This is a genomic window from Nannocystis sp. (assembly GCF_016714285.1).
Taxonomy (GTDB): Bacteria; Myxococcota_A; Polyangia; order Nannocystales; family Nannocystaceae; genus Nannocystis.
Window position 1 is genome coordinate 203459 of the sequence record NZ_JADJNN010000016.1, and the last position, 17476, is coordinate 220934.

Sequence of the window (17476 nt, forward strand, 5' to 3'; positions counted from 1 at the left end):
GGTGTCAGTCGGCCGAGGCAGGCGGCGCGTCGCCGCCGACGCTGCCACCGATCGCGGTGATCGTGCGGGCGATGTTCTGCTTCTGATCCTGATCGGTGTCGGGATCGGCGGAGAGCTCGCGCAGGACCTTCAGCACCAGCGCGCGCGTCTCGGCGCTGCCGTCGTTGACGAGGCGCTCGAACGCCGCGGTGCAGTCGTCCTCGTCGCCGCGGGTGTTGAGGATGCGGATGACGCAGGTGTACGCCCACTGCGGGGCGCGGGCGTGTAGGGCCTCGATGCTGCCGAGCAGCGCCTTGAGGTAGGAGTCGTCGAACTTCTCGAGGACGTAGAGGACGTTCCAGTAGATGCCGTAGGGGTCGTTGTCCTCGAGCAGGCCGAGCAGGCGCGGCATCACGGCCGGGTCGTCGATCTGCTCGAGCTGCTCGATGAGGCGCGGCAGGTCCTCGAGGGCGTCGCCGCCGAACTGGGCCGCCTTGCGCAGGCGGTCGAGCAGGCCGTGCACGTCGTCGGCGGTCGGCAGCGGGGGATCTTCCTCGAAGTCCTCATCTTCTTCGGCGACCTCCAGCACGCTCTTCTTGCGCGGCGCGGGCGGCGCTTCGGGCTCGAAGCGGATCACGTCCGCCGGGTCGATCACGTTGCGGCTGCTCATCGTCGGGGCCTCGCGAACGTCGGCGTCGTCGTCGAGGGTGTTGTCATCGTCATCATCGTCGGCCGAGCGTGTCGGCTTGCGTGCGGCAGGTTTGGCGGCGGGCTTGGCGGGCGCGGCGGGTCGCGCGACCGGCTTGGCGGCGGCCGGCTTGGCGGCGACCGGCTTGGCGGCGACCGGCTTGGCGGCGACCGGCTTGGCGGCGGCTTCGGGCTCCGGCTTCCCCGCGGGCTTGGCGGGCTTGGCATCGGGCTTGGCCTCGGGCTTGGCGACCGCCTTGGCGGCCACCTTGGCCGGCTTGGCGACGACGGCTGGCGCCGGCTCAGGCTTGGCCGCGGCGGTCCGGGACTTGGCGACGGCCTTGGCGGGCTTCTCGGGCGCTGCGACGGCCTTGCTCACCTTGGTCGCGGGCTTCTCGGGTTTGGCGGCCGGCTTGGCGGCTTTGCCAGCGGGATTGCCCGCTGGCTTGGTCGCTGGCTTGGGTTTGGCGGCTGGCTTGGCCGTGGCTTTGGCCACGGCACGCTTGGCCGCCGGCTTGCTCGGAGCCTTGCTGGCGGTTTTCTTGGCGGCTGGTTTGGATCGCGTCGACGCTGCTGCCACGGGGGTTTTCTACGCGATCGGCTGTACCTGTGGCAAGCCCCACGGCAGGGTCGCTATGCTGCCCACCCATGGCATCACGTACAGTCGTGGATTCGGTCGAGTGCGTCGCAGGTCCGCCGCGGGAGGTGGCGGCGCTGACGGCCCAGATCGAGGCGCTGCGCCGCCGCTTCCCCGGCGCGATCGTCGAGCGCTATCTCGACCACGTGCCGGAGGTCGGCGAGCGCGTGCACATCGCCGCCGGGGCCGCGGTGGTCGGCGATGTCTGGCTCGGCGACGCGGTCAGCGTCTGGTACGGCTGCGTGCTCCGCGGCGACGTCAACCGCATCGAGATCCGCGAGCGAAGCAACCTGCAGGACGGGACGGTGGTCCACCTCGGCGACGAGCACGGGACCTTCGTCGCCGAAGAAGTGGTGGTCGGCCACCGCGCGGTGATCCACGGCTGCCGCATCGGCGGCGGCACCCTGGTGGGGATCCAGGCGACGATCCTCGACGCCGCGGTGATCGGCGAGGGCTGTGTGATCGGCTCCTGCGCGCTCGTCACCGCCGGCACGGTGATCCCGCCGCACAGCCTGGTGGTCGGCGTGCCTGGCAAGGTGGTTCGCACGCTCACTGCGAGTGATGAGGCGTTTCACCGGCGTCTGGCCGGGAAGTACACGCGCCTGGCCCATAACTACCGCGTGGGCTGACGGAGGTGCGGCGGCCTCATCCGTGGTCAGCCGGTGGTCGAGCCAGTGCTCGAGCCGCTGCTCGAGCTGGAGGTGTCGCCGGTGGTCGAGGTGTCGCCGGTGGTCGAGGTGTCGCCGGTGGTCGAGGTGTCGCCGGTGCTCGTGCTGGGGTCGGTGGTGCCGCCGCTGGTGGTCTCGCCGAGGCCGCGAGGCTCACAGGTGCCGTCCGCGGGGTGGCAGCGGAGGTCCTCGCAGCAGCCGCGGTGGTCGAAGCACCAGCGACCGAGGTCGAGCGGGCCGATGCAGTTGTTCTTGGCCACACACTCGGCGGCGCTGCGCATGCCCCCGGGCGGGCCTCCAGTCGGGCCTCCAGTCGGGCCGGCGTCGATGGCGTCATAGTCGGCGACGCAGATGCCCTCGCTGTCGCAGTCGCTGCTGCCCATGCAGGCGTCGGTGGTGCCGCTCGTGGGCTCGTCGCCGGTGCTCGTCAGCGCGGGGCCGGTGCTGGTCCCGTGGGTGCTGTTGCCGTTGCCGGGACAGGCGGCGAGCACGAGCAGGACGAGCGGGAGGCGGCGCACGCGGGCGACCATATCACTCAGGGGTCGAACACGCAGCGGATCGTGAAGGGCTTGCGGGTGCGAGGGATCGTCGTCTCCTGGCCGGACTTCGGGTCGACGATCCACGCCTGCGCGGCGTCCTCGGCGAAGGGCGTGCGGGTCCAGTGGAAGCCGTCCTGCTGCTCGAGGTCTTGCACGCCGGCGAAGCGCTTGACCTCCTCGCGGTCCGGGAGGCGCCAGTGGGCCAGACCGCCGAGCCGGAGCTCGCGGCAGTGGGTCTCGCCGGCCGGCTGTAGAAGGGAGGGGCAGGGGTGGGCGGCGTCGCAGCGCAGCGCGTAGAGCGGTGGCTCGAGCAGGACGGCGCCCTCGGGCGCAGGCGGGGGTCGGGCCTTCGGCGTGGCGAACGGGGCGTCGGGCGCTGTCGGGGGCTTGGGGTCGAGCTTGGCGGTGTCGACCGCCTTGGCAGGCGCCTGCGCGGGCGGGCCACAGCCGGTCAGCATGCACGCGAGCAGCAGGGATGAGCGCGTCACGTCGGCGAGCCTAACAGAGGCGGGGCGGGGTCGCCTACTGCGTGGTCTCACTGCATAGGCATCGACGATCGCTTCGCGGGCGGGCTGCTGGCGCGTGGCGAGTCAGCCCGGCACGGTGCGCAGCAGCTCGGCGAAGGCTCGTCGTGCGGCCCAGGTGCGGGTCGGCGCGGTGAGCCCGTAGAAGGCGCCGTGGCGGGTGACGAGCTTGGCGATCGCGGCCTCGGTCTGGGCGCCCCAGGCTCCGTCGATGCCGCCGGCGAGGGGGAAGCCGAGGCGCGTGCAGTGGCTCTGGACGGCGCGTGTCAGCATGCGTTGGTTGGTCGGCAGGGCGGCGAGCGTGGTGGTCACGCGGGGCCACGGGAAGGCCGGGCCGGGGTCGCGCTTGCGGCCCGGGGTGACGTGCTCGTGGCCGATGACCTGGGTCGGGTCGATCTTGTTGCGCTTGACCACCGCGGCGACGAGGGCGAGCAGGGCGGTGACCTGGGCCTCGGGATAGGCGGCCCACACGAAGCCGGCGCTCGCGGGCCGATCGTCGCGGACCGTCGCTGGCGGGCTGGCGGCGAACTTCACGAGGCCGTCCTCGGTCCGGCGGATGCGACCGGCGTCCTGCGCCTCGCCCCAGCCGAAGTTCACGGTCTCGATGCCGATCGAGAACTGGTTGACCTGGTCGCGTCCGTTCCACGCGCTCTCGCCGGCGTGCCAGGCGCGGTCCGTCTCGCGCACGAGGCGGCGGACCTCGCCGTCGGTGCCGACGATGTAGTGCGCCGATACGCCGCGGGCGCGCATCATGCTCACGGCCTCGGCGAGGCTCTCGTTCGCGGTGTAGTGCAGCACGAGGCAGTCGGTCCGCGCGCGGCCCTTCCAGAAGTGGGGCGAGAGGTCGTCGATCATGGGCGGGGTGCAGGGTATCCCGGACTGCGGATATTGGCATGGCGCGGCGGGGCCGGCGGAGGCGGAGGCTCAGGCTCTTGTGCCGCGCGCGAGCGCCTTGCCGACGAATGCGACGAACTCTCGCTCGAGGCGGCCGGGCACGCGGTCGAGCAGCCGCACGAGCGAGATGCGGTTGGTCAGGGCCCGGTGGCGGGTGGTGATCGCCACGAGCTCGCCGGCCTCGAGCGCGCGCGCGACGGTGTGGGCCGGCACGACGCCGAGGCCCATGCCGCGCAGGGCCGCGGAGATCACGGTTTGTACGCTCTCGGCGGTGAGCGCCAGATCGATGCGTGGCGGTACGCGCTCGAAGTGGTGGCGAAACCAGCTGCGGACCGCGGGCGCGTGTGCCTGGTAATCGATGAAGCGGAGCGGGGCCAGGCGGGCGAAGGCGCGGCTGCCCTGGAGGTGCTCGCGCTCGAGCGCGGCGCTGGCGATCAGCACGAGGGTCTCGTCCATCACTTCGCTGACCTCGAGGCCGCTCATACGGCTGGCGGCTGGCCGGCGGGCGTCGAAGAGGTCGGCGAAGCAGAGGTCGAGCTGGCCGTCGGCGAGCAGGGGCACGAGCTCCGCCGGGTGCCCGAGGCGCAGCGCGTAGCTCACGGCCGGGTGCGCGCGCGAGAACGCGGCGAGGGCGTCGGTGAGGCGGTGCGAGCCGAACTCGACGGGGGCGCCGATCCGCAGGGTGCCGGCGAGCTCGTGGCGGGCGCGGCGGATGTGCTCGATGCCACCCTGGAGGGCCGCGACGAAGGGGGCGACCACCGAGTAGAGCGCGTCGCCGGCGGCGGTCGGGACGATCGCCCGGTGGCGGCGGATGAACAGCTGGGCCCCGAGCTCCGCCTCGAGCTTGGCGAGGCTCTGGCTGACGGCGGACTGCGTGACGTGGAGGGCGAGCGCCGCGGCGCCGACGCTGCGGGCCTGGTGGACGTGGAAGAAGACGCGGAGGCGGTTGAAGTCCGGTAGCATCAGTGTGGCTAATGTTAGACGATAAAATGTTGAATGAGACTAATTTGTTGGTCTCCCGCATCATCGGCGCAGGAGAGACGAACGACATGACGACGATGGATATCTGTTGATGCATCCCTGGCCCCACGGGGCCGCGATCGGATCGAGTGGGCAGAGCGGGCGATGCCGGTGCTGGCGGCGATCCGCGGGCGCTTCGCGGCGACGCGGCCGCTGGCGGGCGTGCGGGTGGCAGCCTGCATGCACGTGACCGCGGAGACAGCGGCGCTGATGCGCACGCTGGCGGCCGGGGGCGCGCTGCTGCGGCTGTGCGCGAGCAACCCCCTGAGCACGCAGGACGACGTCGCCGCGGCGCTGGCCGTCGACGACGGGATCGCGGTGTTCGCCCGCGCGGGCGAGGACCGGGCGGCCTACTTCGCGCACCTCGAGGCGGCGCTGGCCGGGCGCCCGCAGCTGGTGATGGACGACGGCGCCGACCTGACGACGCTGGTGCACACGACCCACGCGGCGCTCGGCGAGGCGGTGGTGGGCGGCACGGAGGAGACGACGACGGGGGTCACGCGGCTGCGGGCGATGAGCCGCGAGGGCGCGCTGCGCTGGCCGGTGATCGCCGTGAATGATGCGACGACCAAGCATATGTTCGATAACCGCTACGGCACTGGCCAGAGCACGATCGACGGGATCCTCCGCGCGACCAATCGCCTGCTGGCGGGGGCGTGCTTTGTGGTGTGTGGATACGGCTGGTGCGGCCGCGGACTGGCCGCGCGCGCGGCCGGGATGGGGGCGCGGGTGATCGTCACTGAGGTCGACCCGCTGCGCGCGCTCGAGGCGGTGATGGACGGCTATCAGGTGCTGCCGATCGCCCAGGCGGCGCCGATCGGCGACTTCTTTTGTACGGTCACGGGCAACCGCAGGGTCATCGGGCGGGCGGAGTTCCTGGCGATGAAGGACGGGGCGGTGATCGCCAACGCGGGGCACTTCGACGTCGAGCTCGACCTCGAGGCCCTCAGCGAGCTGGCGCCGGTTCGCCGCCGCCTGCGGCCTGCGCTCGACGAGCGGGCGCTGGCCGACGGGCGCCGGATCTACCTGCTGGCGGAGGGTCGCCTGGTCAACCTCGCGGCCGCCGAGGGCCACCCGGCGGACGTGATGGACCTGAGCTTCGCGGACCAGGCGCTGTGCGCGGAGCAGCTGATCGTCGCCGGGCCCGCGCTGACGGCGGGCGTCCACCCGGTGCCGGCGGCGATCGATCGCGAGGTGGCGCGGCTCAAGCTGCGGGCGCTCGGCGTGGCGATCGATACGCTGACGGACGAGCAGCGGGCGTACCTCGGCGGGTGGCAGCTGGGGACGTAGGAGATACGACGATTGCAGTGGCGCGCGGGGCCGCGCAGGGGGTAGATTCCGCGCGCCATGGCGTTCACGTCGTATCAGGGTCCCGACTTCTCCTTTGAAACCACCTCGGTCGAGGCGCTCGCGGATTGGGCGACCCGGGCGATCGCCGCGGGGCGGGTGCCGTGTGCGTACCTGCGGGCGTCGTGGTGTCCGCCGAACGTGAAGATCGAGCGGTCGCTCGGAGACCCGCAGATGGCCCGGGCGTTGCGCGAGGTGGCGGCGGCGAGCCTCGACATCGACGCCTGCGGCGCGCAGCTGCAGGAGGCGGGCTTCGATGCGCGCAGCGTGCCGGTGTTCTTCATCATCGACGCGCAGGGCCGGCCGACGGGGGCGAAGATCACGGGGGCGGCGTGGGGAGAGAACACGCCGGAGAACATGGCGCCGCCGCTCGAGCGCTTCTTCGACGCGGCGCGCGAGGCCCGGCCGGCGCCGGTTGTCCGGGCCACGAGCGCGCCGAGCTCGCCCGGGGCCTATGCGCCGCCGGTCGCCCGGGCGGGCCAGGCGGGCCCGCCCGCTGGCTCACCAGCAGGCTCGCCGGGGACCTCGCGCTTCGCCGCGGTGCTGATGGTGGTGGGGTCGCTGGCGCTGATCGGCTTCGCGGCGTGGCTCAAGGTGTCCTCGGACGAGGCCGACAGGCGCGAGAAGGCGGACGCGGAGCAGAGCGAGCGGATCCGGAGGGACGTCGACGCGGCGATCCAGAGCAGCTTGAAGGCGCAGAAGGGGTCGTGATCGTGGACCTGTCCTCACGGACAGGTTGTAGAAGGCGGCGGGTTATACGAGGACCTTCTCGCGGACTTCCTTGGCGATCGCGTCGCGGGCCTTCGGGTCGCCGAAGGACGAGGGCGGCAGGTCCTTTCCGCGGATCACGGCCGGACGCTCACCGACCTCCTTGAGCCAGCGCTCGAGGTGGCCCAGGCCCGAGATGTCGAGCTCGGCCCACGTGTAGCCGCGGACCCACGGCCAGGTGGCCATGTCGGCGATCGAGTAGTCGCCGGCGAGGAAGGGCGTGGTAGCCAGGTGCGCGTCGAGCACCTCGAACAGGCGCCGGCACTCGCGCTGGTAGCGGCCGATCGCCCACGGGAGCTTCTCCGGGGCGTAGCGGATGAAGACGTTGGCCTGGCCCATCATCGGACCGACGCCGCCCATCTGGAACATGAGCCACTGGATCACGCGCGAGCGACCCTTGACGTCGGTGGGGAGGAACTGGCCGGTCTTCTCGGCGAGGTAGATGAGAATCGCGCCGCTCTCGAACACGGCGAAGTTGTCGGCGTCGCGGTCGACGATCGCGGGGATCCTCGCGTTGGGGTTGATGGCGCGGAACCACGGCTGCTTCTGATCGCCGTTCGACAGCGACAGCGCGTGCAGGGTGTAGGGGAGGGCCATCTCCTCGAGCGCGATGGAGATCTTGTGGCCGTTCGGGGTCGCGGCGGTGTAGAGGTCGATCATGGCGGCGGTAGTGTATCCGTGGCGGGTGGCAGGCCGACAGCGGTCTGGCCGGCGCGCCAGCTGCGCTTTCGCGCTCAGCGAGCGGGTCGGCTCAGGTCTCGAGTTTGCACAACTCGCGGAGTCCTCCCATAGACGAGGCGTCCACGGGGGCCAGGCGCAGCGACTTAAGCCGTCGCACCGCTGATTCCTCCACAGGGAGCTTTGATGTCCAAACGAATTGTCACGATCCTTGGTGTCGTGCTCGCGTCTGCCGCGTGCGCGTCCTTCCCTCCGCCGACCAATACAATGGCCAGCTCGATCGCCTCGGTGCGCGGCGCGGAGGAGCTCGGCGCCGCCAACGTGCCGCAGGCCGCGCTGCAGCTGCAGCTCGCCAACGAGGAGATCAGCCGAGCCCGGGTGCTGATGGCCGACGGCGACAACGAGAAGGCCCACTACATGGCGCTGCGCGCCGGCAATGACGCCGAGCTGGCGATCGCGCTGACCCGCGAGAACGCCGCCCGCAGCGAGGCCGCGAAGGCCAAGCAGCGAGTGGTCACTGCCCTGACTCCGGAGGCGACGCCATGACCCGCACACATTCCTTGCTGTTCGCCTCGACCTTCGCGTTGCTGGCCGCGTGTGCCCACACGGCGCCGCGCGAGCTGGTCGACGCCCGCCTCGCCTACGGGCGGGCCGCGGACGGGCCCTCGAAGACCTACACCCCGGCCGAGCTGCACGTCGCCAAGGACTCGCTCGGCCTGGCCGAGCGCTCCTTCGTCGACGAGGGCGACACGGTGCTGGTGCGCGACCAGGCGTACATCGCCCAGCGCAAGTCGGAGCTGGCCGAGTCGCTGGCCCGGACGGAGATGTTCAAGCGGGGCATCCTCGCCTCGGACGCTCAGGAGGAGCAGATCGAGAAGAAGGACGCGGCGCACACCAAGTCGGAGCTGGTCAAGGCCAAGGGCGCGCTGGCGGCGGAGCAGGCCGCGGGGGCCGCGTCGGAGAAGGAGCTGGTGGCCGAGCGCCAGCGCCGCGAGGAGGCCGAGAAGCGGGCCGCGCTGGCGGCCGCCGACCTGGCGCGCATCGCCTCGGTCAAGCAGGAGGAGCGCGGGACGGTCATCACGCTCAGCGGCAGCGTGCTGTTCGCGAGCAACAAGTACGCGCTGCTGCCGGCGGCGGAGGCCAAGCTGAGCCAGGTCGCGGATGCGCTGCTCAAGGGCGACCCCGACGCCAGCTACGTCGTCGAGGGGCACACCGATACGCAGGGCAAGGCGGGCGCCAACCAGACGCTGTCGGTGAACCGGGCCAACGCGGTGCGCGACTACCTGGTCGGGCACGGGATCGCGTCCGACCGGATCACCGCCGAGGGTCACGGCCCTGATCAGTCGATCGCCGACAACAAGACGGCCGAGGGTCGGGCCAACAATCGTCGCGTCGAGATCGTCGTCAAGCCCGGCTCGCCGCGCTGACCGTGATCGCCTGCGAGGCCCGTGGCGTGCGCGCCGCGGGCCTCGTCGCGTCTGCTGTTCGCTGGGACAGGAATGATCGGTGGCGCGGGCCACGAGTTGGAGCGTGCAAATGCGGCGAGAGCACCTGGGCCTGGTGGTGGCGATGTTCGTGCTGGCCGGGGTGGTCGGCGCGGTGATGTGGTTCAAGTGGAACTCCGACGGGCCCGGGACCCACGGCGGCGGCGAGGACCTGGCGGTGAAGATCGAGGCGCCGATGGCCGCGCCCCTGCAGCCGCCGGAGTCGCCGCCGGAGTCGCGTCGCCGCGAGCGGGCGACGATCGCGGGGGCGGTGCGCGACCCGGGCGGCAGGCCGATCGCGGGGGCGATGGTGTGTGCCACGGCGAGCTCGACCTTGCTCGGCGCGAGCGACACGCGCTGGCCGAGCTGCGCGAGCACCGGACCGGACGGGAGCTATCGGCTGAGCGATCTATTCGGCGTGCGTCAGCGGGTGAGCGCGAGCGCTGCGGGCTATCTGCCGGGCGAGCATGTGCACCTGCAAGCGGGTGTGCGCCGCCGGGCGATCGATCTCCGGCCGGGCGGCGCGGGGCAGGACATCGACGTGACGCTGGAGCGCGGCGGGGTGGAGATCCGCGGGGTCGTCCGAGATCTGCGGGGCGAGGCGATCGCGGACGCGTGGGTCGCGAGCGGCGAGCCGGAGGATGGTTCGCCGCGGGCGTGGGGGCGCTCCGGCGTGGACGGGCAATTCGTGCTGTGGGTGCGACCGGGCGTGGTGACGGTGGTCGCGCAGGCGACGGGGCACGTGGCGGGCAGCGCCCGCGGGGCGAGCGAGGCGCACACATTCGCGGTGTATCTGGCGCCCGCTTCGCTGCTGCGCGGCAAGGTGCTGGGCGTCGACCGCGAGCCGGTCGAGGGCGCGTGGGTGCGGGCGCAGCGGGGCGGCGAGCTGACGCAGACGGACGCGGCGGGGCACTTCGAATTCGCCGCGCTGGCGCCGGGTGTGTACAAGCCGGAGGTCGAGACCGACGATGGGTTCGGGATGGCGGCGGAGCAGGTCTCTTTGGGTCTGGGCGAGCCATCGCCGCTGCTGACGATCTCGCTGCAGGCGGCGGTGTTCGTCGAGGGGCACATCGTCCGCGCGGGCGGGGAGCTGTGCGACGATGGTTCGCTGCGCCTGCGCGACCTGGCCACCGGACGCGAGGTGTACGACCGCAGCGAGGCGAGCGGGCTCGTGCATCTGCGGGGATTGTTACCCGGGACATATGCCGTGACGATCGCGTGCAAGGGGGCGATCGCGGCGGAGCGATATCCGCTGTTGACGGTCGGCGAGCGGGATATCCTCGACCAGGCGTGGGAGGTGGCGAATGGGCGTTCGATCACCGGCGTGGTGGTCGATGCGAGCGGCGTCGCGGTGCCGGGGGTGCGGCTGGTGGCCCGCGCAGCGGGCACCACGAGCGACCCGCCCGCGGCGGTCAGCGACGAGGCGGGGCGGTTCCGGCTGCGCGGGCTCTTGGCCGGCAAATATGCGATCGTGCCGGTCGCGCAGGCGCAGCGGACCATGCCCGACGCGGCCGTGGCGGTGGAGATCGGGGCAGCGGAGCCCCCGGGGTTGCGGGTCGCGCTGGCGGCGACCGGTGAGCTGCGCGGCAAGCTGCGAGATCCGAAGGCGCGGCCGATCGCGGGCGCCGAGCTGTCGCTGCGGACCGCGTGGGGCGAGCAGCGGGCGGTCACGGGCGACGACGGCGGGTTTCATTTCCCGACCGCGGCGGTGGGCAGCTCGACGCTGGGTGCGAGCCTCGGCGGCGCGCCGCTGGCGTTATCGCGGCGCTCGCGGGTGTCGATTCGTGGTGGTCGGACCGCGACGATCGAGCTGGTCAGCGCGGCGGCGACGGGGGTGATCACGGGGGTGCTGCGCGACGCGGACGGGCGGTCGATCGCGGGTGCGCTGGTCGAGGCCCGCGCCGAGACTGGGGGCCCTGTGGGCGCGGCGGGGCTGCTTCGCAACGACACTCGGGCTCCGCAGCTCACGGATGTCGCGGGTCGCTTCGCGCTCGCGGGGCTGCCTGCGGCGAGCTACACGGTGGTCGCGCGGCGGATCGGCGGCGGCGAGGCGCGGCGGCAGCACGTGAGACCGGGCGCGGCGCTGACGCTGGCGCTGGCGCCGTGCGGGCGGGTCACGGGCACGGTGGTGTTGCCGGGCGGCGGGGTGCCGGGGGCCTTCGTGATCGAGCTGGTCGAGGTCGGCACGGGGCAGCGTCGCGGCGACGAGTTTGTTGGCACGGCGGGGGCGTGGGCTCTCGGTGGTCTGCCGCACGGCAGCTACGAGCTGCGCGTGCAAGCGCGGGAGGGGGCGCTCACGCAGGCGCTGGAGTTCACGGCGGGGCAGGAGCGTTCGGGGCTGCGGCTCGAGCTGGTGGGCGCGACGACGCTGCGGGGGACGGTGTTGGATCTCGAGGGGCGGCCGGTGCCGGAGCTCGAGGTGGCGAGTGCTTCGGTGCGGGGGATCGCGTCGGACACGCGAATCATCACCGATGAGTCGGGTCGCTTCGAGCTGTCGCGGGTGCCCGTGGGGCTGGTGTGGGTGACGGTCGGGACGCCCGGTGCGCGGCCGGGTCCATACGGGACGACGCGGGTCGGGGTGGAGGTGCCGCCGGACCGGCGCACGATCGACGTGCCGCCGATCCGGGTGGCGCGGCGGAGGATCGGCGACGGCGAGGCGCGCGGCGATCTGGGGTTCACGCTCATGGGCGGCAAGCCGGGGGTCGACGCCCAGCTCGCGCCGCTCAAGGTTGCGACGGTGCGGCACGGGGGTCCGGCGGCGGCGGCGGGCTTGCAGGTGCGGGACGAGATCGTGGCGGTCGACGGTGAGGACGTGCGCGGCGCGAAGCGGTCGCTGTACGACACCCTGGTCGAGGTGCCCGCGGGGGTCTCGCTGCGTCTCGAGCTGGCGCGCGGGGTGACGCTGGAGCTCGTGACGAGCCGGAAGCGCTGAGGCGCTTGAGCCTGTGCTGTGGGCGGCCGCGGCGTCAGCGGGCCGGGTCGAGGGCGGCGACCCGGAGGCGCTGTTTGTCGGCGGAGGGCTGGCGGGCGTCGTAGGCGATGAGCGCCTCGTCCCACGAGCCGTACATCGGGTTGGGCACGACGAACCAGCGGGCGCCCCACCACGCGCTGTGTTCCGTGACGAGGGCGGCGCGGCGGTCGCGAGCGGGCTTGTCCTCCTCGACGAAGTCGAAGAGGTTGTCGCCGACGACGATGACGACGCGGTGCTTGCTGGCGATCTCGCGGCGGCGGGGCGACTTCTGTTTCCAGCCCTTGCTGTCGTCGCGGAAGTAGAAGGTGCCCAGGTCGTCGGCGTCGGGGAAGCCGAGGGCGGCGAGGTTCTTGCGGGTGTCCTCGGCCTGGACGCCGGCGTCGCGGTTGGACACGTAGAACACGCGCACGCCCTTCTTGGCGGCGGCGGTGAGGAACTCGCGGGCCCCGGGGATCGCGGTGGCCTTGGCCTCGCCGACCCAGGCGGCCCAGGTCTCCTTGTCGAACTCGGCGCCGTCGGCGATGAGGCGGGCCTGATAGGCGCTGTTGTCGAGCACGGTCTCGTCGACGTCGACGATGATCGCGGGGGGTAACTTGGCGAACTTGCCGTCCTGCTCGAGCGCGGCGGTCCAGCGCTTGTCGGCGAGGGCCCGATCGAGGGCGTGGGTCGCGGTGTTGTAGGTCTGCAGGGCGGCGGCCTCGAACTCGGCGCTGGTCTGGAACCATGCGGTCGCGCTCAGGCCGTCGTGGAGGGCGGTGCGGGTGTTGGCGGGTGCGGCCTCTGGGGCGGGCGTGGGGGTCGCGGGCGCGGGGGTCGCGGGCGCGGGGGTCGCGGGCGCGGGGGCCACGGGTGCGGGCGAGGCCTCGCAGGCGGTGGCGAGCAGCAGGACCGTGAGCAGCGAGAGGCGTACCATCGGGCGCGCAGCCTACCGCGATCGCCGGGCCGACCGCCACTGACGAGTTTGTCGCGAACGATCGACGGAGCGTCGGCGAGGCGCACGCAGGACGCGGCTGAAGTGTTACGGTCGCGGCACCATGGGTCCCGGCCGTCTCCTGTTCCCCGCTCTGCTCATCCTCGGGTGCGCTCACTCGCCGCCGCCGCAGCAGCAGCAACAGCCGGTGCCGCTGCGTGCGACGAGTGGTCCCGTGACGCGCCCGAAGTCGATCACGACGCCGATCGACCGCGACGGCGATCGCGTCCCGGACGGATCGGATCGCTGTCCGACCCAGCCGGGCTCGCTGCGCGACGGCTGTCCCGTGGTCGACACGGACGGCGACGGCATCTCGGATCGCTATGACCGCTGTCCCACGGTGCCCGAGGTCCGCGACGGCCGGGCCGACGGCGATGGTTGCCCGATCTCCGCGGCCGGGGCCCGGTGAGCCGAGACCCAGCCGCGGCCCGATGAGCCGACACCGCGGCGTCAGCCCAGCGGCGGCACGGTGCTGGCGACGAAGGCCTGGATGTGCCGCAGCAGCGCGCGCAGCTTGGGCAGCCCGGCGAGCGCCGCGGGCACGAGCATGTGCAGTGGTCGCTCGCGGCCGACGAGCTCGGGGAGGATCGGCACGAGGGTGCCGGGTTCGACGCCGGGGTCTGGCAGCTGGGCGTCGGGGATGAAGCCGATGCCGATGCCGGCGAGGACGCACTGGCGCAGGAAGTGGACGTCCGGCGAGACCAGCAGCGGGTCGATCTCGACGGGCTCGCCGCTGAGGAGGGGCAACAGGTGGCCGTCCTCGCCGGGGGCGGTCCAGGCCAGCAGGTCGTGGCCGGCGAGCGCGTCGAGGCTGGTCGGGGTGCCGCGGCGGTCGAGGTAGTCGCGGCTGGCGATCAGCCACTCGCGCATGCGCAGGAGCTCGTAGGACAGCCAGTTGCCGGGCGGTGACACCGGGGCCAGGTGCAGCAGCACGTCGAGGTCGTCGAGGTGGTCGCTGAGCGGGTCGTCGATGTGGCGCATCTGGATCGCGAGGCGCGGGTAGTTGGCGTGGATGAGGGCGATCAGCGGGGTGACGCCGTGCGGCGGTAGTCCGACGGGCACGCCGACGCGCAGCACGCCGACCGGCTCGCGGCCGATCTCGCGGACCGAGGCGATCAGGGAGCTCGCCTCCTGCAGCACGTGGCGGCCGCGGGTGGCCAGCAGCGCGCCGGCCTCGGTGACGACGACGCCGCGGGCGCTGCGTTCGAGCAGCGGCACGCCGGCGCGGGCCTCGAGCGCGTCGACGCGGCGGCGCAGGGTGGCGCGGGCGACGTTGAGGCTGGTGGCGGCCGAGAGGAACGAGCCGGTCTCGACCACCGCGATGAAGGCCCTGAATTCTTCGAGGTCCATGGCCGCGGTCAGCGTACACCCGCGCGTTCGGCAGCGTCACGCAGGTCGTGCGGCGCGGGCGGGGCTCAGCGAGCCTTGAGGCCGCCCGACGACTTGCTGCTGGCGGGTTTGCTGGCGGGCTTGCCTGTGGGCTTGGCGGGCGCGCGGGCGGTGCGGGCCTCGGCGGGCTCGCGGGCGGGAGGTCGGGGCATCGAGGCCTTGATCCACAGGCCGAACATGAAGCACAGGCCGAGGGTGGCCCAGAAGGTCCAGGGCGAGGGCCAGCTCTCGAGGCCGTGGCGCAGGTTCATGCCGAGCAGGGTGGCGACCGCGGTGACGGGCAGGAAGACGGCGGCGATCATGTTGAGGCGGTGGGCCGCCTCGAGCATGTGCTGGGCGTCGCGCGACTGCTCCTCGGCGCGGCGGGCGATGGTGTAGTCGAGGCCCTCCTGGGCGTGGGCGTGGGTCAGCTCGAAGGCCCGCTCGGCGTCGCCGGCGAGGTCGCGGACGGAGATCAGGGCGCGGTCGTCCTTGGCCGCGTCGCGGGCCTCCTGCAGCGTGCGGTGGAGGTTACGAGTGCCGCGCAGCAGCGGGCCGGCGTCGTGCACGAGGTGGAACCAGTCGTCGGCGCTGTCGGCCTCGTCGGTGAGGGCCTCGAGGCGCGCGGCGGCCTCGACGAAGGTCTCGACGTGCGCGCGCAGGCTGGCGATCCCGGGCGGGCCGCCGCTGCTGCAATTCCAGGTGCCGTCGGGCGTGCGCCAGTACAGCCGGGCCTCGCGGCGCTGCGGGGTCTCGGGGTCCGGGAGCTCGTGCAAGATCACCAGCAGGTGTCCGCCGTGGGTCATGCAGCGCTGGCGGCCGGCCTGGTTGCCCATGCGCTCGCGGAAGACCTCGGGCACCTGCCAGGTGTGGGGGATCGGGCTCGTCATGGCGGTGAGTATCGGGCCAGACGCGGGCCGCGAGAAGCCCTGGCGGGCGGGCGGCGAGGGAACGAGCGCTGGTGGCGGACTCGGCTTCGGGCCGGGGCCGCTGGCGCGGTCGCCCGGCGATTCGCGACCTGCAGCGGCCCAGGCGGATTGTCGAGTGTCAGCCGGGGATGGTTTGTATGTGGGCCGATGGTCTGTATGTAGATAGTTCGGTGAGCTCGGCGCTCACCTGCCACAGGAGGAAGGGGGCGGGCGAGCCGGAGTGCTCGGCAACGCCGGGCGGGCGGCGCGGTCGATGTCGAGCCGCGAGCGGCCCGGGGCCTCGGCCGCGGATCGGGTACGATGCGGCCCATGGTGCGTATGCGGTCGGTGGGGGCAGTGCTCGTGGTTGTGGTGCTTGGGCTCGGTTGCGGGGACGCGGACCACGTCAGCGCCAGCGGGGACGCTGCCAGCGGTGATACGGGCGCCGCGAGCGGCACGGAGGCCAGCGTCACGAGCGGGGCGGCGAGTGAGGGCACGGCGAGGGCACGGCGAGCGGCGACCGCCACGGCGACGGCGACGGCGACGGCGACCGGCGACGATACCGGCGACCCGACGGGCGGCGACACCGGCGAGGTGCCGGGCAGCGGCTGCGCGGGGCGCCTCGAGCCGGTCGCGCATATCGAACCGGTGCAGGTGGTCGGTGACGGCAGCCCGGCGTCGTGCAGCGAGCAGGCGCTGCACGACGCCGTCGCGCAGCTCAACGCGGGCGCGGGCGGCACTCTGACCTTCGCCTGCGGCGGGGCGCACAGCTTTACGCTGACGAGCTCGCTGTTCGTGGCCAAGCCGACGATCATCGACGGCGCGGGGGTGATCACGCTGAGCGGGGGGAACGCCGTCCGCGTGATCGAGCTCGATCATTACGTCGACTTCGTCGCGCAGGGCCTGACGATCCGCGACGGCTTCGTGGCCGCCGGGAGCCCGGACGAGAGCGGCGCGGGGATCCTCCACCCGTGGTTTGGCACGCTGAAGGTCATCGATACGACCTTCGAGAACAACCATAGCGCGAGCCAGGACCACGACGTCGGCGGCGGCGCGATCTATGCCGGCGGGCTCACGGAGGCGCTGCTGTCCGGATGCAGCTTCATCGGCAACAGCGGCTCCACCGGCGGCGCGGTGCTCAGCCGCAGCACCAATCTCCGGGTCGTCGACAGCGTGTTTCGCGAGAACTCGGCCACGACCTACGGCGAAGACGGACAGTACGGCAACGGCGGGGGGCTCTATATCGATCGGATGTGGATCGACGCGCCGGTCGACTTCGTGATCTGCGGCAGCGAGTTCACGGCCAACCACGCGAAGGTCCACGGCAGCGCCTTCTTCTCGTACAACCTCGAGGGCGGCGGGGCGCTGTTCGACCGCTGCAGCTTCATCGCCAACGATATGGCGGGCAGCCCGGGCGGCGGCACCGGCAGCGTGTATCACGAGGGGGTGCCGCTGCGGCTGGTCGACTCGACCTTCGCGGACAACCACACCGACGCGCACGCGGGCGGGCTGTTCCTCGGCGGGGGCACCGACGCCGAGGTCAGCAACTGTACCTTCTCGGGCAACAGCACGCCGGGCAACGCGGGCGCGCTGTGGGCCGGCAATGGCGTGGTCGCGGTCGGCAATTCGACCTTCTCGGGCAACAGCGCGGATTATGGCCCGGTGTTCTTCAAGGGCGAGGGTGGCACGGTGACGCTCACCAACGTGGTCCTGGCGGACAACAGCACGGCCAACGAATTCAGCGCGCTGGCCTGCCACGAGACCTTTCAGGACGGCGGCGGCAATGTCCAGTGGCCGGACATCAAGAACAACGGGAACCCCGACACGCCCTGTGCCGCCGGTGTGGTATTCGCCGACCCGCAGCTCGGACCGCTGGCCGACAACGGCGGCCCGACGCGGACGATGGCGCTCGGCCCGGGCAGCCCGGCCGTCGACGTTGCGCCGAACTGCCCGGAGTTCGATCAGCGCGGCCTACCGCGCTCGGGCCTGTGTGACGCGGGAGCGTACGAGCTGCAGCCGTGAGCACGCGAGTCT

At 72.6% G+C, this 17476-nt stretch carries 17 protein-coding genes; 8 read left to right on the forward strand and 9 right to left on the reverse strand.

Going from position 1 to position 17476, the window contains the following annotated elements; all coding sequences use genetic code 11:
• Positions 1-4 precede the first annotated feature (4 nt).
• Positions 5-1246 carry a hypothetical protein gene (locus tag IPJ59_RS38750; RefSeq protein WP_293273711.1) on the reverse strand — a complete coding sequence of 414 codons (1242 nt, stop codon included), beginning with the start codon at positions 1244-1246 and terminating at the stop codon, positions 5-7.
• 68 nt (positions 1247-1314) lie between these two features.
• Here IPJ59_RS38750 and IPJ59_RS25710 point away from each other — a divergent pair, with 68 nt between their 5' ends.
• Complete coding sequence (locus tag IPJ59_RS25710; RefSeq protein ID WP_293262776.1) at positions 1315-1932, forward strand: gamma carbonic anhydrase family protein; 618 nt, start codon at positions 1315-1317, stop codon at positions 1930-1932.
• A gap of 26 nt (positions 1933-1958) precedes the next feature.
• Here the strand turns inward: IPJ59_RS25710 and IPJ59_RS25715 are convergent, their stop codons facing one another.
• The 4 genes from IPJ59_RS25715 to IPJ59_RS25730 all read right to left on the reverse strand — a co-directional run bounded on the left by IPJ59_RS25715 (position 1959) and on the right by IPJ59_RS25730 (position 4891).
• A complete protein-coding gene (locus IPJ59_RS25715; RefSeq protein ID WP_293262773.1) occupies positions 1959-2489 on the reverse strand; it encodes a hypothetical protein in 531 nt (176 codons plus the stop codon).
• Positions 2490-2506: 17 nt separating this feature from the next.
• On the reverse strand, positions 2507-2998 hold the full coding sequence (locus tag IPJ59_RS25720) for an Lcl C-terminal domain-containing protein (protein ID WP_293273712.1): 492 nt from the start codon (positions 2996-2998) through the stop codon (positions 2507-2509).
• Between the two features lie 102 nt (positions 2999-3100).
• Positions 3101-3889 (reverse strand): N-acetylmuramoyl-L-alanine amidase, encoded by a 789-nt coding sequence (locus tag IPJ59_RS25725; protein WP_293273713.1) that lies wholly within the window; start codon positions 3887-3889, stop codon positions 3101-3103.
• Between the two features lie 69 nt (positions 3890-3958).
• Positions 3959-4891 (reverse strand): LysR family transcriptional regulator, encoded by a 933-nt coding sequence (locus IPJ59_RS25730; protein ID WP_293262764.1) that lies wholly within the window; start codon positions 4889-4891, stop codon positions 3959-3961.
• Between the two features lie 99 nt (positions 4892-4990).
• Here IPJ59_RS25730 and ahcY point away from each other — a divergent pair, with 99 nt between their 5' ends.
• Positions 4991-6238 (forward strand): adenosylhomocysteinase, encoded by a 1248-nt coding sequence (gene ahcY / locus IPJ59_RS25735; RefSeq protein ID WP_293273730.1) that lies wholly within the window; start codon positions 4991-4993, stop codon positions 6236-6238.
• 57 nt (positions 6239-6295) lie between these two features.
• Positions 6296-7006, forward strand: coding sequence for a hypothetical protein (locus IPJ59_RS25740; RefSeq protein WP_293262758.1), 711 nt, complete (start codon positions 6296-6298; stop codon positions 7004-7006).
• A 42-nt stretch (positions 7007-7048) separates the two neighbouring features.
• Here the strand turns inward: IPJ59_RS25740 and IPJ59_RS25745 are convergent, their stop codons facing one another.
• Positions 7049-7723, reverse strand: a complete 675-nt coding sequence (locus IPJ59_RS25745; protein WP_293273714.1) for a glutathione S-transferase N-terminal domain-containing protein — start codon at positions 7721-7723, stop codon at positions 7049-7051.
• 237 nt (positions 7724-7960) lie between these two features.
• Here IPJ59_RS25745 and IPJ59_RS25750 point away from each other — a divergent pair, with 237 nt between their 5' ends.
• The 3 genes from IPJ59_RS25750 (at position 7961) to IPJ59_RS25760 (ending at position 12157) form a co-directional block, all read left to right on the forward strand.
• Complete coding sequence (locus IPJ59_RS25750; RefSeq protein WP_293262752.1) at positions 7961-8287, forward strand: DUF4398 domain-containing protein; 327 nt, start codon at positions 7961-7963, stop codon at positions 8285-8287.
• The gene (locus tag IPJ59_RS25755; RefSeq protein WP_293262749.1) at positions 8284-9168 is read left to right on the forward strand and encodes an OmpA family protein; all 885 of its coding nucleotides are present in this window, start codon (positions 8284-8286) and stop codon (positions 9166-9168) included. The genes IPJ59_RS25750 and IPJ59_RS25755 overlap by 4 nt, the downstream gene beginning before the upstream one ends.
• Positions 9169-9277: 109 nt before the next feature.
• Positions 9278-12157 (forward strand): carboxypeptidase regulatory-like domain-containing protein, encoded by a 2880-nt coding sequence (locus tag IPJ59_RS25760; RefSeq protein WP_293273715.1) that lies wholly within the window; start codon positions 9278-9280, stop codon positions 12155-12157.
• 34 nt (positions 12158-12191) lie between these two features.
• Here IPJ59_RS25760 and IPJ59_RS25765 read toward each other — a convergent pair whose 3' ends face one another.
• Complete coding sequence (locus IPJ59_RS25765; RefSeq protein WP_293273716.1) at positions 12192-13109, reverse strand: 5'-nucleotidase, lipoprotein e(P4) family; 918 nt, start codon at positions 13107-13109, stop codon at positions 12192-12194.
• A 121-nt stretch (positions 13110-13230) separates the two neighbouring features.
• On the opposite strand from IPJ59_RS25765, the gene IPJ59_RS25770 reads away from it, so the two are divergent.
• Entirely contained in the window at positions 13231-13575 is a 345-nt protein-coding gene (locus IPJ59_RS25770) for a thrombospondin type 3 repeat-containing protein (protein WP_293273717.1), read from the forward strand.
• 41 nt (positions 13576-13616) lie between these two features.
• Here IPJ59_RS25770 and IPJ59_RS25775 read toward each other — a convergent pair whose 3' ends face one another.
• Together IPJ59_RS25775 and IPJ59_RS25780 are read right to left on the reverse strand one after the other, a co-directional pair.
• Positions 13617-14516, reverse strand: coding sequence for a LysR family transcriptional regulator (locus tag IPJ59_RS25775; RefSeq protein WP_293273718.1), 900 nt, complete (start codon positions 14514-14516; stop codon positions 13617-13619).
• Between the two features lie 65 nt (positions 14517-14581).
• Positions 14582-15424: a magnesium transporter CorA family protein gene (locus IPJ59_RS25780; protein WP_293262736.1), complete on the reverse strand. Its 843-nt coding sequence runs from the start codon at positions 15422-15424 to the stop codon at positions 14582-14584.
• Between the two features lie 348 nt (positions 15425-15772).
• Between IPJ59_RS25780 and IPJ59_RS25785 the strand changes: the two genes are divergently transcribed.
• On the forward strand, positions 15773-17464 hold the full coding sequence (locus tag IPJ59_RS25785) for a choice-of-anchor Q domain-containing protein (protein WP_293273719.1): 1692 nt from the start codon (positions 15773-15775) through the stop codon (positions 17462-17464).
• Positions 17465-17476 lie beyond the last annotated feature (12 nt).